Origin of the sequence: Streptomyces sp. NPDC093801 (assembly GCF_040701585.1) — a bacterium.
In the GTDB taxonomy this organism is placed as follows: Bacteria; Actinomycetota; Actinomycetes; order Streptomycetales; family Streptomycetaceae; genus Streptomyces.
Map to the genome: position 1 here is coordinate 18,149 of NZ_JBFBDP010000022.1, position 15,389 is coordinate 33,537.

12 protein-coding genes and 4 tRNA genes are annotated in these 15,389 nt (G+C 71.5%); 7 read left to right on the forward strand and 9 right to left on the reverse strand.

What is annotated here, in order from left to right; genetic code table 11:
* From AB0469_RS24950 to AB0469_RS24965, 4 genes are all read right to left on the reverse strand, one after another.
* The coding region (locus tag AB0469_RS24950) for a DEAD/DEAH box helicase (protein ID WP_366453663.1) at positions 1-1,996 on the reverse strand (1,996 nt) is incomplete at its 3' end.
* Positions 1,997-3,040: 1,044 nt separating this feature from the next.
* Complete coding sequence (locus AB0469_RS24955) at positions 3,041-3,415, reverse strand: CrcB family protein (protein ID WP_366453664.1); 375 nt, start codon at positions 3,413-3,415, stop codon at positions 3,041-3,043.
* Entirely contained in the window at positions 3,412-3,891 is a 480-nt protein-coding gene (locus tag AB0469_RS24960; RefSeq protein ID WP_366453665.1) for a CrcB family protein, read from the reverse strand. The genes AB0469_RS24955 and AB0469_RS24960 overlap by 4 nt, the downstream gene beginning before the upstream one ends.
* Complete coding sequence (locus AB0469_RS24965) at positions 3,888-4,238, reverse strand: metallopeptidase family protein (protein WP_042814671.1); 351 nt, start codon at positions 4,236-4,238, stop codon at positions 3,888-3,890. The genes AB0469_RS24960 and AB0469_RS24965 overlap by 4 nt, the downstream gene beginning before the upstream one ends.
* A gap of 126 nt (positions 4,239-4,364) precedes the next feature.
* On the opposite strand from AB0469_RS24965, the gene AB0469_RS24970 reads away from it, so the two are divergent.
* The 3 genes from AB0469_RS24970 (at position 4,365) to AB0469_RS24980 (ending at position 4,645) form a co-directional block, all read left to right on the forward strand.
* Positions 4,365-4,437, forward strand: a tRNA-Glu gene (locus AB0469_RS24970).
* 38 nt (positions 4,438-4,475) lie between these two features.
* Positions 4,476-4,549, forward strand: a tRNA-Asp gene (locus AB0469_RS24975).
* A 22-nt stretch (positions 4,550-4,571) separates the two neighbouring features.
* Positions 4,572-4,645, forward strand: a tRNA-Phe gene (locus AB0469_RS24980).
* Positions 4,646-4,685: 40 nt separating this feature from the next.
* Here AB0469_RS24980 and AB0469_RS24985 read toward each other — a convergent pair.
* The 3 genes from AB0469_RS24985 to AB0469_RS24995 are packed head-to-tail and all read right to left on the reverse strand — an operon-like array spanning position 4,686 to position 6,902.
* Complete coding sequence (locus AB0469_RS24985) at positions 4,686-5,522, reverse strand: cytochrome c biogenesis CcdA family protein (RefSeq protein ID WP_366453666.1); 837 nt, start codon at positions 5,520-5,522, stop codon at positions 4,686-4,688.
* Positions 5,519-6,265 (reverse strand): thioredoxin domain-containing protein, encoded by a 747-nt coding sequence (locus AB0469_RS24990; RefSeq protein WP_366453667.1) that lies wholly within the window; start codon positions 6,263-6,265, stop codon positions 5,519-5,521. The genes AB0469_RS24985 and AB0469_RS24990 overlap by 4 nt, the downstream gene beginning before the upstream one ends.
* Positions 6,266-6,317: 52 nt before the next feature.
* Entirely contained in the window at positions 6,318-6,902 is a 585-nt protein-coding gene (locus AB0469_RS24995) for a hypothetical protein (protein WP_366453668.1), read from the reverse strand.
* 110 nt (positions 6,903-7,012) lie between these two features.
* Between AB0469_RS24995 and hrpA the strand changes: the two genes are divergently transcribed.
* Both hrpA and AB0469_RS25005 read left to right on the forward strand, forming a co-directional pair.
* Positions 7,013-10,936 carry an ATP-dependent RNA helicase HrpA gene (gene hrpA, locus AB0469_RS25000; protein ID WP_366453669.1) on the forward strand — a complete coding sequence of 1,308 codons (3,924 nt, stop codon included), beginning with the start codon at positions 7,013-7,015 and terminating at the stop codon, positions 10,934-10,936.
* Positions 10,937-11,005: 69 nt separating this feature from the next.
* A tRNA-Asp gene (locus AB0469_RS25005) sits at positions 11,006-11,079 on the forward strand.
* Positions 11,080-11,722: 643 nt separating this feature from the next.
* Here AB0469_RS25005 and bldC read toward each other — a convergent pair.
* Together bldC and AB0469_RS25015 are read right to left on the reverse strand one after the other, a co-directional pair.
* Positions 11,723-11,929 carry a developmental transcriptional regulator BldC gene (gene bldC / locus AB0469_RS25010; protein ID WP_003949541.1) on the reverse strand — a complete coding sequence of 69 codons (207 nt, stop codon included), beginning with the start codon at positions 11,927-11,929 and terminating at the stop codon, positions 11,723-11,725.
* Positions 11,930-12,539: 610 nt separating this feature from the next.
* Positions 12,540-13,409, reverse strand: coding sequence for a hypothetical protein (locus tag AB0469_RS25015; protein WP_366453670.1), 870 nt, complete (start codon positions 13,407-13,409; stop codon positions 12,540-12,542).
* 223 nt (positions 13,410-13,632) lie between these two features.
* Between AB0469_RS25015 and AB0469_RS25020 the strand changes: the two genes are divergently transcribed.
* Complete coding sequence (locus AB0469_RS25020; protein WP_042810688.1) at positions 13,633-14,742, forward strand: Glu/Leu/Phe/Val dehydrogenase dimerization domain-containing protein; 1,110 nt, start codon at positions 13,633-13,635, stop codon at positions 14,740-14,742.
* A 299-nt stretch (positions 14,743-15,041) separates the two neighbouring features.
* Complete coding sequence (locus AB0469_RS25025; protein ID WP_366453671.1) at positions 15,042-15,299, forward strand: DUF3073 domain-containing protein; 258 nt, start codon at positions 15,042-15,044, stop codon at positions 15,297-15,299.
* Positions 15,300-15,389 lie beyond the last annotated feature (90 nt).

A 15,389-nucleotide genomic window follows, 5' to 3' on the forward strand; every position in this document is an offset into this window, starting at 1 on the left:
CGTCGTCACGACGGAAACCACCGGACGGACGGTCATCGCGGCGGAAGCCACCACGGTCACCGCGGTCGTCACGGTTGAAGCCACCCGACGGACGGTCGTCACGGCGGAAACCACCCGACGGACGGTCGTCACGACGGTCGTCACGACGGAAACCACCGGACGGACGGTCATCGCGGCGGAAGCCACCACGGTCACCGCGGTCGTCACGGTTGAAGCCACCCGACGGACGGTCATCGCGACGGAAACCACCCGACGGACGGTCGTCACGACGGTCGTCACGACGGAAACCACCGGACGGACGGTCATCGCGGCGGAAGCCACCACGGTCGCCACGGTCACCGCGGTCGTCGCGGCGGTTGTCGCGGCGCTCGTAGTTGCCCCGGTCGTCGCGGCGCTCGAAGCTGCGCTGCTCCTGGGCGGCGGCCTGCGCGGCCTGCTCGGCCACGGCGGCGGCGAGCTCGGCCTCGGCGGCCTCGACGACCTCGGCGACGGCGGCCTCCGGGTCCTCACCGCGCTCGCGGGCGGAGCGGGCGACGAGGCGGTCGGCCTCCTCGCGCAGCTCGGCGGCGCGGCGGGTGGCGCGCTCCAGCTGCTTGGTCAGGTCGGCGACCTCGCGCTCGGCCTGCTTGGCGGCGTTGTTCGCGGAGTCGGCCTGGACCTCGGTGAGCGAGCGCGCACCGGTGATCTCGGCGACCTCCGGGTCGAACGCGCCGGCACCGCCGACGATGTGGCGCGAGGCGTCGACGCCCGCGTCCTCCATCAGGCGGAAGATCTGGCGGCGCTGGTGCGGCAGGGCGAGGGAGACCACGACGCCCGACTTGCCGGCGCGGGCGGTACGGCCCGAGCGGTGCAGGTAGTCCTTGTGGTCGCCGGCCGGGTCCACGTTGAGGACCAGGTCGATGCCGTCGACGTGGATGCCACGGGCGGCGACGTCGGTGGCGACGAGGGCGTTGACGTAGCCGTCCTTGAAGTCGGCGAGGACGCGGGTACGGGCACCCTGCGTCATGCCGCCGTGCAGCGCGTCGGCCTTCACGCCGGCCTCGACGAGCTGCTCGGCGATGCGGTCGGCGCCCAGCTGGGTGCGGACGAAGATGATGGTGCGGCCCTTGCGGGCGGCGATGGCGGCCGTGACCGGGGCCTTGTCCTTCGGCTTCACGACGAGGACGTGGTGGGTCATGGTCGTGACGTTGCCCTGGGCGCTGTCGACCTCGTGGCTGACCGGGTTCGACAGGTAGCGCTTGACCAGGGTGCCGATCTCGTTCTCCATCGTGGCGGAGAAGAGCATGCGCTGGCCGCCGGCCGGGACCTGGTCGAGCAGCTCGGTGACCTCGGGCAGGAAGCCCAGGTCGGCCATCTGGTCGGCCTCGTCGAGGACCGCGACCTCGACGTTCTCCAGGGAGCAGGCGCCGCGGTTGATGATGTCGCGCAGACGGCCGGGGGTGGCGACGAGGATGTCGACACCGCGCTCCAGGGCGTAGATCTGGTTGCCCATGGAGGTACCGCCGCAGACGACCTTCATCTTCAGGCCGAGGACGTCGCCGTACGGCTGGAGGGCATCCGCCACCTGCATCGCGAGCTCGCGGGTGGGGGTGAGGATGACGGCGCGGGGCTTCTTCTTCTCCGTGTAGCCGTCGGCCAGGCGGGCCAGGGTCGGCAGACCGAAGGAGAGGGTCTTGCCGGAGCCGGTGCGGCCGCGGCCGAGGATGTCCTTGCCGGCCAGGGCGTCCGGGATGGTCGCGGCCTGGATCGGGAACGGGGTGGTGACGCCGTTCTGGCCGAGCTTGCGCACGACGCCCTCGGGCAGACCGAGGTCCGCGAAGGTGACGGTGGGCTCGGCGTCGGCGCCGTCCTCGTCGGAGTCGGCGGCAGCGGCGTCGGCCGTCACGTCGGCCTCGAGCGCCTCGATGATCTCGTTCGCCTCCGCGGCCTCCATGGCCTCGGTGACCACAAGGGCCTCAACGGCGTCGACGATCTCGGTGGAGTCGTTCTCGGGCATGACGGAACGGTCAGAACTGGAAATGGACATGCGAAATGCGAAACCTTCCGGAGTCTCGGCACGCGCCCAAACTCCGTGAATCGCAAATCGACCGCCTCAATGCGGTCAGCCACGGCTAGGGAGAGTACGCGCCACACGGCGCTCTTCGGATTCGGCGCCGGGCAATGGGATCAAACGATCTATAACCATACGCACCCTCCCGGGGGTCTGGCAAGTCGTTCCTGCAACACCCCCTCCGACCTGCGACGGGATCGACGGGATCCCCGGCGGCGGCCCGCCTCCGCGGGCTCAGGCGATGCTCGGGCCGGGGGTCGCCGGGGCGGTGTCGCTCGGCGTGGGTTGCGTCACAGGAGGGGTGCTCTCCCCTCCGCCGGGCGTGGTGGTCGACCCTCCGGAGCCGCCCGACCCGGACCCGCCGGCCCCACCTGCCCCGCCCGCACCACCGGACCCGGACCCTGAACCGGAACCCCCGGCTCCCGACCCCGAGCCGGAGCCGGATCCCGAGCCGGAACCACCCGCCCCCGACCCCGAGCCCGAGCCGGAACCGCCCCCGGAGGGCACCTGGCCCCCCTGCCCGCCGGCCCCGCCCCCGGGGCCGGCCGACGGCGAGGGCGGGCCCGGCCGGCCCGCGGGCGCACCCGGGCCGGGGGACGCCCCGGTCGCCCCGGAGGCCTTGCCGGGCTCCCCGGACTTCACGCCCTGGGGGCCCGTGCCGTCCTTCACGCCGTGCCCGTTGCCGTGGATCCCGGAGCCGTGCCCCGAGCCCGACGCCGCACCGGCCCCGCCGGCGCCCCTGCCGCCGACCGAGGCGGAGGGCCCCGGCTTCGCGGCGTCCTCACCGACGCTCATGCAGCCCGCCGTCGCGGCCACCGCGAGGGCGGAGACGGCCAGTCTGAGGGTCGCGGACAGGGAAGGGGGCAATGGGCGCACGGGGGCACCTCCGGGGCGCGGGACGGAGTCCGCGATGAGCGGGTCAATGACCCCAACTCCCTTTACCCCGTAAGAGACACGCCCCTTGCGCGAGTTGCGCGGACGGCCCGCGGGTCAGGCCGACAGCGCCTGCGCCACCTCCGAGCCCAGCGTCACGGCGCCCAGGCCGACGAGCACCGAGGCCGCCACGTTCGCCGCGGCGAGGAACTTCCAGCCGCGCTCGGCGAGCCGCAGCGTCTCGTACGAGAACGTCGAATAGGTGCTCAGCGCCCCGCACAGCCCCGTCCCCAGCAGCAGCGACAGGTGCGAGGAGGCGGCGCCCGCGAGGGCGGCCCCGGCCAGCGCCCCGAGCAGCAGGCAGGCCCCCGCGTTGACCACGAAGGTCCCCCACGGGAAGACGGAGTCGTGCCGCGCCTGGACGGCCCGGTCGGCCAGGTACCGCAGCGGCGCCCCGACGACCGCGCCCGCCACCACCAGCAGCCAGTTCACGCGGCCCCCCGGGTCCGTACCGCCAGCCGCGTCAGCGAGGCCGCCGCCCACACGGCGCCCAGCGCGCCCACGACGGTCAGCCCGGCGTACGCCAGTGCGAGCCCGGCCCGGCCGGCGTCCAGCAGCCGCGAGAAGTCCACGGCGTAGGTCGAGAACGTGGTGAAGCCGCCGAGCACCCCGGTGCCGGCGAAGGGCCGCAGCAGCGGGTGCGGGGAGCGCCGCCCCTCCTCGCTGATCAGCGCCATCAGCACGCCGATCAGCGCGCAGCCGGCGACGTTGGTCCAGAAGGTCGCCCACGGGAAGCCCGAGGCCCCGGCCGGCCACAGCAGGGCCAGCGCGTAGCGCGCGGTCGCTCCCAGGGCCCCGCCGACGGCCACCGCCGCGATGACGCGGGCCTGCGGCTCGGCCCGCTGGGCCGGGACGTGGAGGTCGACGTCGGGGTCGATCGCCTCCGCCCCCGGCACGGGCCGGGTCACCCGTAGCCCAGGGCGTGCAGGCGCTCGTCGTCGATGCCGAAGTGGTGGGCGATCTCGTGGACCACCGTCACCTCCGTCTCGGCGACCACGCTCTCCCGGTCCTCGCACATCCGCAGGGTGGGATTGCGGTAGATCGTGATGCGGTCGGGGAGCACGCCGGCGTACCACTCGCCGCGCTCGGTGAGCGGGGTCCCCTCGTACAGGCCGAGCAGCTCGGGGTCTCCGGCCGGCGGCTCGTCCTCGACGAAGACCGCCACGTTGTCCATGAGTCGCGTCAGCTCCGGCGGGATCCGGTCCAGGGCCTCTGCGACGAGCTCCTCGAACTCCTCGCGCGTCATCTCCAGCACCCGGCCATTGTCGCCCCGCCGGGGGCGGTTCCCGCGCGCGGGCGGAAGTCGTTTTGGCGTTACCTCCTCCGATCCCATATGCTTCTCACGTCCCCGACGCGCTGGAAAGTGCCCGGCGGGCCTTTAGCCCTCATCGTCTAGTGGCCCAGGACGCCGCCCTTTCAAGGCGGTAGCACGGGTTCGAATCCCGTTGGGGGTACGCAACACCATGTGCAAGACTTGCTCTTGCACACACCAGGTCCTGTGGAGCAGTTGGTTAGCTCGCCACCCTGTCAAGGTGGAGGTCGCGGGTTCAAGTCCCGTCAGGATCGCTGAGGCTTGAAACAGTCTCGTGGCTGGGTAGCTCAGTTGGTACGAGCGATCGCCTGAAAAGCGATAGGTCGCCGGTTCGACCCCGGCCCCAGCCACAGAAGGAAGGCCCCGTCTCCGGACGGGGCCTTCCGCGTTTCACTCCTCCTCCGCCTCCTTGCGGGCCGCGCGCCGCCGGTGCAGCAGCCCGAAGGCCACCGCCGCGACGCCGATCAGCCCGAGCAGGGCCCAGTCCGGGACGGCGTCCGCCACGGCGCCCACCTTCTCCTCGACCGCGTACGAGTCGTCCACGTCCAGCAGCCCCGGCAGCGCGCTCGCCCCGTCGTACAGCAGGAACAGGGCGCCGAGGGCGATGAAGAACAGCCCGGACAGCAGCGAGGTCGTGTGCAGTTCCAGGCGTCCCAGCCGTACGGTGCGGCCGCGCAGCCAGCGCCGCCGGCCGAGGTCGAAACGCTCCCAGAGCAGGGCCAGCACGAACAGCGGTACGGCCATCCCCAGCGCGTACACCGCCAGCAGCAGGCCGCCGTAGACCGGGCTGCCGCTGACCGCCGCCACCGTCAGGACGCTGCCCAGGATCGGGCCCGCACAGAACCCGGCCAGCCCGTAGACGGCGCCGAGCGCGTACACCGACAGGGCGGTGGTCGGGCGGATCCGCCCCGAGAGCTCGGAGAGCCGCTTCGGGGCGAAGCCGAGGCCGAGGATCTGGGCCACCCCCAGCGCGATGATCAGCCAGCCGCCGGCCAGCACCAGCTGGTCGCGGTGGGAGTGGAAGAACCGGCCCGCGAACGAGCCGGCCGCGCCGAGCGGCACGAGGGTGGTGGCGAGACCCGCGTAGAAGATCCCGGTGCGGGCCAGCAGCCGGGAGCGGGAGTCGATGGAGTAGGCGAAGAAGGCCGGCAGCAGCAGGGCGCTGCACGGGCTGAGCAGGGCGAGGAGGCCGCCCAGCAGGGCGGCCGCGTACCCGATGCCGGTCACTGCCCGGCCCGCGCCTGGGCCTTGGCCCGGTCGATGGCCGTGGCGAAGGCCTCGAAGGGCTGGGCGCCCGCGATGGGCCGGCCGTTGACGAGGAAGGAGGGGGTGGACTGCACGCCGATGCGGTAGCCCTCCTCCCGGTCGCGCCGCAGGGCGGCCGCGGCCGGCTCGCCGGCCATGTCGGCCTTGAACCTCTCCAGGTCGGGGACCCCGGCTTCGCGGGCCAGCTCGACCAGCCGCTCCTCGCCGAAGCCCTTGGCCTTGGCGCCCTCGGCGTAGGCGGCGGCGTGGAAGGCGGTGAAGCGGTCCTGCTGCCCGGCCGCCCAGGCGGCCTTGGCGGCGGCCTCGGACTCGGCGCCGAAGATCGGGAAGTTGCGCCACTCGATGCGCAGGGTGCCGTCGTCGACGTACTTCTTCACCAGTTCGGGCTCGGTGTCCCGGGCGAACTTGGCGCAGTAGCCGCACTTGAAGTCGGAGTACTCGATCAGGACGACGGGTGCGTCGGTGCGGCCCACGGCGAGCTTGTCGCCGCTTTCGCGGCGGGCCAGTGCCTTCAGCTCGGCGGCGGCGCCGGTCTCGGGGGCGTCGGGGGCCGAGGCGCTGGCGCTGGCTCCGGCCGAGGTGCCGTGCTCCTTCTCCGGGGGCGCGGTGGCCTGCCAGGAGGCGAGGCCGAGGGCGACCGAGGCGACGGCGACCGCGGCGGCGTACAGAAGGGGCTTGCGGGAGGTCTTGCGGGGCGTGGGCATACGGGTGCTCCAGAACGGGACGTATAGGGGTGATACCGGCGAACCGGCTCCCCTACACCCGCATCACGGACAGCTCCACCGGTCCGGGCGCCCGCGGGGCGGGCCCGCGCACGGGCACCCGTACGCACTCGGCCCGGTACGGCCGCACCCCGTCGGGCGCGGGGCGCGCGGCGGGGACGGAGGCGTGCTCCTGCCCGGCCCGGGGCGGCACGGCCGGGGCGGTGCCGAGCCCGTCGGAGCCGGGCGCACAGGACGGCCCCCGCTCCGGGAGGACACCGGCGGCCGGGAAGGCCGCAGAGGCCGCGGACACACCGGAGGCCGAGGCAGCCGCAGGCGCACCGGAGGCCGCAGAGGCCGCGGACGCACCGGAGGCCGCAGAGGCCGCGGGCGCGCCGGATCCGGCAGCGGGGCGGACGCCCGGACCGGCACCCGGGGGCGTCACGCGCGCCGCGTCCGGGCCGGAACCGCCCGGAGCCGGATCCGCCCCGGGCGCGGAGGCCGCGGAGGCCGCCCGCGGGGCGGGAGCGGGGTCCGCCGCCGCCCGCAGGCCGCCGGCCAGGGCGAGGGCCAGCACACCCAGGACCAGCGCGAGCACGGCGGCGGCCGACGGGCACCACACGTGACGACGGCCTGACAAGGTGGGCTGCCTCTCACTCGCTCGGCTGGGGGACTCGTCCCGAAATGGTACGGGGCGGGGCACAAATGCGTTCGCCACCCGCCGGGCCCAGGTGAGATCCTCGATCAGGTATGTCTACTTCCTTCGCCGCCCTGCAGACGCTCCTCGGTGAGATCTCCCTCCGGGACGCACACCGCCTCGGCCGCCGCCTCGAGGGCGCCCGCCGCATCCGCAAGCCCGAGGCCAAGCAGGCCGTGCTCGACGAGATCGCCGCGGAGGCCGAGAAGGCCGCCGCGCGACTGGCCGGCCGCGCCTCGCGCATGCCGGAGGTCACGTATCCCGAGAACCTGCCCGTCAGCCAGAAGAAGGACGAGATCGCCGAGGCGATACGCGACCACCAGGTCGTGATCGTCGCGGGCGAGACCGGCTCCGGAAAGACCACGCAGATCCCCAAGATCTGCATGGAGCTGGGGCGCGGCGTCCGGGGCATGATCGGGCACACCCAGCCCCGCCGGCTCGCCGCCCGCACGGTCGCCGAGCGCATCGCCGAGGAGCTGCGTTCCGAGATCGGCCGCACGGTCGGCTGGAAGGTCCGCTTCACCGACCAGGTGAACCCGGACGAGACCTTCGTGAAGCTGATGACCGACGGCATCCTGCTCGCCGAGATCCAGACGGACCGCGAGCTGCGCGCCTACGACACGATCATCATCGACGAGGCCCACGAGCGCAGCCTCAACATCGACTTCCTCCTCGGCTACCTGGCCCAGCTGCTCCCCAAGCGCCCCGACCTCAAGGTCGTGATCACCTCCGCCACCATCGACCCGGAGCGCTTCTCCCGCCACTTCGGCGACGCCCCGATCGTCGAGGTCAGCGGCCGTACGTACCCGGTCGAGGTCCGCTACCGGCCGCTGCTGGAGGAGGACTCCGAGGAGAGCGACCGCGACCAGATCACCGCGATCTGCGACGCCGTGGACGAGCTCCAGGGCGAGGGCGCGGGCGACATCCTGGTCTTCCTCTCCGGCGAGCGGGAGATCCGCGACACCGCCGACGCGCTGATCAAGAAGAAGCTGCGCTTCACCGAGGTCCTCCCCCTCTACGCCCGCCTCTCGCACGCCGAGCAGCACCGGGTCTTCCAGCCCCACACCGGCCGCCGGATCGTCCTGGCGACCAACGTCGCCGAGACCTCCCTGACGGTCCCCGGCATCAAGTACGTGATCGACCCGGGCACGGCCCGCATCTCCCGCTACAGCCACCGCACGAAGGTGCAGCGGCTGCCCATCGAGCGGATCAGCCAGGCCAGCGCCAACCAGCGCAAGGGCCGCTGCGGGCGCACCAGCGACGGCATCTGCATCCGGCTGTACTCCGAGGACGACTTCAACGCCCGCCCGGAGTTCACGGACGCCGAGATCCTGCGGACGAACCTGGCCTCCGTCATCCTCCAGATGACCGCCGCCGGGCTCGGCGAGATCGAGAAGTTCCCCTTCATCGACCCGCCGGACCACCGCAACATCCGCGACGGCGTGCAGCTGCTCCAGGAGCTCGGCGCGCTCGACCCGGCGGAGAAGGACCCGAAGAAGCGGCTCACCCCGATGGGCCGCCAGCTGTCCCAGCTGCCGGTGGACCCGCGACTGGCCCGCATGGTCGTGGAGGCGGACAAGAACAACTGCGTCCGCGAGGTCATGGTCATCGCGGCGGCCCTGTCGATCCAGGACCCGCGCGAGCGCCCGTCGGACAAGCAGACCCAGGCCGACCAGAACCACGCCCGGTTCAAGGACGAGACGAGCGACTTCCTCTCGTTCCTGAACATGTGGCGCTACATCCGCGAGCAGCAGAAGGAGCGCGGCTCGTCCTCCTTCCGCCGGATGTGCAAGCAGGAGTACCTGAACTTCCTGCGGATCCGCGAGTGGCAGGACATCTACGCCCAGCTGCGCTCGGTCGCCAAGACGATGGGCATCCACGTCAACGAGGCGGACGGCGCCGAGACGAACATCCACGTCTCGCTGCTGGCCGGCCTGCTGTCGCACATCGGCCTGAAGGACACCGACAAGAACGAGTACCTGGGCGCGCGGTCCGCGAAGTTCGCGGTCTTCCCGGGGTCGGCGCTGTTCAAGAAGCAGCCGCGGTTCCTGATGTCGGCGGAGCTGGTGGAGACCTCGCGGCTGTGGGCGCGGGTCAACGCCAAGGTGGAGCCGGAGTGGGTGGAGCCCCTCGCCCAGCACCTGATCAAGCGCACGTACAGCGAGCCGCACTGGGAGAAGGACCAGGCGGCCGTGATGGCGTACGAGAAGGTCACCCTGTACGGGGTGCCGATCGTCGCCCAGCGGAAGATCAACTACGGCCGGATCGATCCCGATGTCTCGCGCGAGCTGTTCATCCGCAACGCGCTGGTCGAGGGCGACTGGCGCACCCACCACAAGTTCTACGCGGACAACCGCAAGCTGCTGACCGAGGTCGAGGAGCTGGAGAACCGGGCGCGGCGCCGCGACATCGTCGTGGACGACGAGACCCTGTTCGACTTCTACGACCAGCGGATCCCCGAGCACGTGGTGTCGGGGGCCCACTTCGACTCCTGGTGGAAGCACAAGCGGCGCGAGGAGCCCGAACTCCTCGACTTCGAACGCGAGATGCTGCTGACGGAGAAGGCGGCCGGGGTCACCAAGGCCGACTATCCGGACTCCTGGCGGCAGGGGCAGCTGAAGTTCCGGGTGACCTACCAGTTCGAGCCCGGCGCGGACGCGGACGGCGTGACCGTGCACATCCCGCTCCAGGTGCTGAACCAGGTCACCGACGAGGGCTTCGACTGGCAGATCCCGGGCCTGCGCGAGGAGGTCGTCACCGAGCTGATCCGCTCGCTGCCGAAGCCGATCCGCCGGCACTACGTGCCCGCGCCGAACTACGCCTCGCGCTTCCTGGAGCAGCAGCCCGCGCTCCGGGAGCCGCTGCCGTCGGTGCTGGCGCGCGAGCTCCAGCGGATGGTCGGAGTACCGGTCTCGGCGGAGGACTTCGACCTCTCCCGGATCCCCGACCACCTGAAGATCACCTTCCGGATCGTTGACGAGCGCCGGCGCAAGCTCGCCGAAGCCAAGGACCTGGAGGCCCTGCGGCTCCAGCTGAAGCCCAAGGCCCGCCAGGCCCTCTCCCAGGCCGCGGCCGCCACCGCCGAGCGGGCGGGCGGAGAGTCGGTGGAGCGCACCGGGCTGACCGACTGGACGATCGGCAGCCTGGTGAAGGTCTTCGAGACCCGGCGGGCCGGCCAGCCGGTGAAGGCCTACCCGGCGCTGGTGGACGAGGGGACGAGCGTCTCGGTGCGGCTCTTCGACACCGAGGCCGAGCAGCAGCGGGCGATGTGGCTGGGCACCCGGCGGCTGATCCTGCTCAACATCCCGGTCAACCCGGCGAAGTTCGCCTCGGAGAAGCTGACCAACCAGCAGAAGCTGGCCCTCTCCCGCAATCCGCACGGCTCCATCCAGGCGCTGTTCGACGACTGCGCCACCGCGGCCACGGACAGGCTGATCGCCGACCACGGCGGTCCGGCCTGGGACGAGGCGGGCTTCCGCCGGCTGTTCGACGCGGTGCGGGCCGACCTGGTGGACACCACCGTGCGGACCGTCCAGCAGGTGCAGCAGGTCCTGGCGGCCTGGCAGGCCTGCGAGCGGCGTCTGAAGGCCACCGGCAGCCTGGCCCTGATGGCGAACGTCGCGGACGTGAAGGCGCAGCTGGCGGCCCTGATGCCGACCGGTTTCGTGACCCTGACCGGGCTGAAGCGGCTGCCGGACCTGATGCGCTACCTGGTGGCGATCGACCGGCGGCTCCAGCAGATGCCGACGGGCGCCCAGCGCGACACCACGCGCATGGAGAAGGTCCACGAGATGCGGGACGAGTACCTGTGGCTGCTGGAGCAGTTGCCGAAGGGACGCCCCGTGCCGGAGGCCGTCACCGAGATCCGCTGGATGATCGAGGAGCTGCGGGTCAGCTACTTCGCGCACGCGCTGGGGACGGCGTACCCGATCTCCGACAAGCGCATCGTGAAGGCGGTGGACGCCCTCGCTCCGTGATCCGGTTCGACCTCACCCCCTGACCTGCTGTACAGTCTGACTCGCAGCCGAGCGATCGGCAGCGATCGAGGACCTGTGGAGCAGTTGGTTAGCTCGCCACCCTGTCAAGGTGGAGGTCGCGGGTTCAAGTCCCGTCAGGTTCGCAGAAACGTCAGGGCCCGTATCCCGCAAGGGATACGGGCCCTGACGCATTGCCGGGCCCGGCACCGGGCCCTCGCGGACGCGCTCCGCCACCCCATGATCACGCGGGGCTCACGATGCCCCTGGAAGCCCCTCAGGCGGCTCCGGCCGACCGCCCGGACCTCCCAGGCCCGCGCGCACGCCCACGGCCCCTCCAGGGCCCTTCCAGCCGACCGGGGGTGCACATCACCCAGAGGGGAGAAATCCCCCATTCGCGTGAGGCACTCTGCGCGGGACGTCCCTTTACGAGGCGCATTGCCGGATGTACAAGAGATATCAGCTGTGACGGGAGTCACCCTACGAGTTTTTGAGACTCATACGTTTATCGGAGCCCTACGGCTGCTCGATTTAATATGTGCAATGGCACCCACCCGTCCGGGATCCGGCCCGGTACCCGGCGGTAGCCTCCGGAGCCCCCGGGACCCCCGAGTCCCTCCGGGACCCCCGAGGACCTCCGGGCACAAAAAAAATCGCGCTGGACCCGGCGGAGTCCAGCGCGATCGACGACGGTGCCTGTTGGGGCAGGCCCCGCCGCATGAAGCTGTGTGGGTTCATCGGATTGGGGGATCCGATACGCACCCTTTAAAGCGGTGGTGCTGCGGGACCTCAGGCCTCGCTGCGCTGCTGCGGAATTCCCGCGAGCAGTGCGCGAACCTCGGCCTCGCGGTAACGGCGGTGTCCACCCAGGGTGCGGATGGACGTGAGCTTGCCGGCCTTGGCCCAGCGGGTAACCGTCTTCGGGTCCACGCGGAACATGGTGGCAACCTCAGCCGGGGTCAGCAGCGGCTCGGCATCAGGGGTGCGAGCGGTCATGAGCGGCCTCCTCGGGAGAACCGAACCATCTCGGTTCTTTCCTCTAAATTCTGCACCTTGGCCCACGTTGCCCGAAATGGACATACGCAGGCCGAGTCGGTTATAGGACGAACGGCTTGTCCTCGGCACTACAACTACACCATCCGTCCAGCCTCGACGGCCAAACCGATGGAATTGCCCTCCGAGGTGTTCATCAGCGGCGGAAGCCGATGGACCGCCCTATAACGGACAGTCACCCCACTGTGACGATCAGTCACAGAGCGATCAGGAGTCGTCAGACCCCCCATAGAGTGCAATACCGAGCATTCCGCCCGAAGTTGGGCGGAAGGAACCCTCCCCGGACTCCTTGTCCTATTTTGGCATGAGGATAGGGGATGGGCGCAAGGGCGTGGATAGTGCGGTCCGTCACGCTTGAGCCAATGGCCCGGATCGGGACGTAGGTCCTGGAACAAAGACCCTAATACCGTGATCAAGCCCCTGATCTGCGACTTGTGGGCCATTCAGCCGATCATGACCGATACGGGCGATACGCGTAGCGCCCGAACGGGTTCCGAACAGGTACGTCCATGATCTACGCAGACCCCGGCTCCGGAAAGGGTCAAGGCTGCCTCTAGTTCGCGAAAAGTCTCTCCCTCACCGCCCGCCAGCGCCCCGCCAGCTCCTCGTACACCGCCACCGCCCCGTCGTCGTCCCCCTCGCGCAGGGCCGCGATCCCCTCCGCGAGGTCGCGGGCCGACCGGTCGCCGGCCAGTCCGTCAGCCGGGAGCGCGTGCAGCAGCCCGCCGTAGTCCAGTTCGACCATCGACCTCGGGTGGAACTCCTCCAGCCAGCGGCCTACCTCCGCCAGCCCCTCCGCCAGCGGCCCGTACCCCTGCCGCCCCCGCTCCTCGGCCTGGCGCAGCGTCCGCAGACCCCGCGCGAGCCGGCGCCGCGCCTGCACCATCGGCGTCCGGTACCGCAGCCGCTCGCCCGGCAGGTACTCCCGCTCCTCGTCCGCCACCAGCACGAACCAGCGCAGCGGCACCTGCCACACCCCGGTGCGGATCCACGGGCGGGCGTCGGGGTTCCGCTCCCGCCAGGCCTCGTACTCGGCCGCGGCCCGCCGGCGCGCCGACGGCGGGAGCGCCGCGTCCAGCACCGGTGCCGGGAAGTTCGCCACCAGTTCCTCCAGCGCCAGCCAGCCGCGCAGCCGCGTCCGCCAGGGGCAGACCAGCAGCACCCCGTCCAGCTCAGCCGTGAACGCGTCCCCGCTCTCGTGCACCGGCACCCCGACCACGGGCACCCGCACCAAGTCGGACAGGGACCGGCGCAGTTCGTCCTGGGCGGTCGGCGCGGGCCCGCGCCGGGCGTACGCCGCCCAGTGCGTGCGCTCCGGTTCCGGGAAGGAGGACAGGGGTTCGTAGACCCTCAGGTAGGAGGCGTACGGGACCGTCGGCGCGGGGCGCGCGGACGGCGGCCGGAGGTCGGGGGATTCGCTCACCCCCTCGTCCTCCCCGTTCCGGAGGCCGGGTTCACCTCCAACTCGCGGCCCGGAAAAGGAATCCGGCGACCGGCGCGGGAGGGGTCCGCGACCCGGGAGCGTTCCGATCCCCGGACAAGGGCCACCCGTACCGGCCACAGGTCTTACTCTGCTCCCAGTGCGCCCTCCCCCACCCGCAGGGCGGGCGTCTTTCCGCCGCATCTCTTCCATGGGAGTCACCACCGTGACCGAAATGACCGACGGCGTCCTGCACACCCTGTTCCGCAGTGAGCAGGGCGGCCACGAGCAAGTCGTGCTGTGCCAGGACCGGGCCACCGGACTCAAGGCCGTCATCGCCATCCACTCCACCGCCCTGGGCCCCGCCCTCGGCGGTACGCGCTTCCACGCGTACGCCTCCGACGAGGAAGCCGTCCGTGACGCGCTGAACCTCTCGCGCGGCATGTCGTACAAGAACGCCCTCGCCGGTCTCGACCTCGGCGGCGGCAAGGCCGTGATCATCGGCGACCCCTCCGTCCTGAAGACCGAGGAACTCCTCCTGGCCTACGGCCGCTTCGTGGAGTCGCTCGGCGGCCGCTACGTCACCGCCTGCGACGTCGGCACGTACGTCGCCGACATGGACGTCGTCGCCCGCGAGACCCGCTGGGCCACCGGCCGCTCCCCCGAGAACGGCGGCGCCGGCGACTCCTCGGTGCTCACCGCCTTCGGCGTCTTCCAGGGCATGCGCGCCAGCGCCCAGCACCTGTGGGGCGACCCGACCCTGCGCGGCCGCAAGGTCGGCGTCGCGGGCGTCGGCAAGGTCGGCCGCCACCTGGTCGAGCACCTCCTGGAGGACGGCGCCGAGGTCGTGATCACGGACGTCCGCGAGGAGTCCGTGCGCGAGATCCTCGACAAGCACCCCGGCGGCAAGGTCACGGCCGTCGCGGACACCGAGGCCCTGATCCGCACCGAGGGCCTGGACATCTACGCCCCCTGCGCGCTCGGCGGCGCCCTGAACGACAGCTCCGTCCCGGTGCTCACGGCCTCGGTCGTGTGCGGCGCGGCGAACAACCAGCTGGCCCACCCGGGCGTGGAGAAGGACCTCGCGGACCGCGGGATCCTCTACGCCCCGGACTACGTGGTCAACGCGGGCGGCGTGATCCAGGTCGCCGACGAGCTGCACGGCTTCGACTTCGACCGCTGCAAGGCCAAGGCCTCGAAGATCTTCGACACCACCCTGGCCATATTCGCACGTGCGAAGGAAGACGGCATCCCGCCGGCCGCCGCGGCCGACCGGATCGCCGAGCAGCGGATGGCCGACGCCCTCGCCGCGCGCGCGGCGGCCCGCACGGCCTAGCCCCGCCGGGGTCCGGCCGGACCCCCGCCGGACCCCTGCCGGAGCGCGGCGAGACGGAACTCACTGCGCTTCGGCGGGTCGGCGGCCAGGAAAGCGTTAAAATCGCAGCTGACCAGCGAGTACGGGGTGTCCCGCTGGTTCTGTGGAGAGGCACGTCATGCGGGCGGCGTACCGTATGGCCGCGGAAGCAGGTACCGTTAAACCCCTACGGACGGTCTCTCCACGGAGAGCCCGCTCCGAACCATGAACGCGTGTCAGACTCTGGGGCCGTCGAGCCCCGTCACCGAGGGGGTCGAGCCATGGGGCGCGGCCGGGCCAAGGCCAAGCAGACAAAGGTCGCCCGCCAGCTGAAGTACAACAGCGGCGGGACCGACCTGACGCGTCTGGCCAATGAGCTGGGCGCATCGCCGACAGAGCCGCTGATCAGCGCGCCGGTCGAAGTCGATGACGATCTGGACGACGACGACCCGTACGCCAAGTACGCGGATCTCTACAACGATGACGACGAGGACGAGGACGACGAGTCCGGTCCGTCGGCGCACCGTCGCGGGGCTTGACGCGCAGCACCTCTGCATCGAGCGTCTGCACAGCCCAGCTCTTGCTGGCTGACAGCTGAAGAATGCCGAAACCCGGTCCAGGGCCTTGCC

What these genes read in the sequence shown, in the direction of transcription:
- AB0469_RS24990 (WP_366453667.1), bottom strand. Translation starts at nt 6,265, where the DNA reads ATGCCCACGCCCCGCAAGACCTCCCGCAAGCCCCTTCTGTACGCCGCC.
- hrpA (WP_366453669.1), top strand. Translation starts at nt 7,013, where the DNA reads ATGTCTACTTCCTTCGCCGCCCTGCAGACGCTCCTCGGTGAGATCTCC.
- bldC (WP_003949541.1), bottom strand. Translation starts at nt 11,929, where the DNA reads ATGACCGCTCGCACCCCTGATGCCGAGCCGCTGCTGACCCCGGCTGAG.
- AB0469_RS25025 (WP_366453671.1), top strand. Translation starts at nt 15,042, where the DNA reads ATGGGGCGCGGCCGGGCCAAGGCCAAGCAGACAAAGGTCGCCCGCCAG.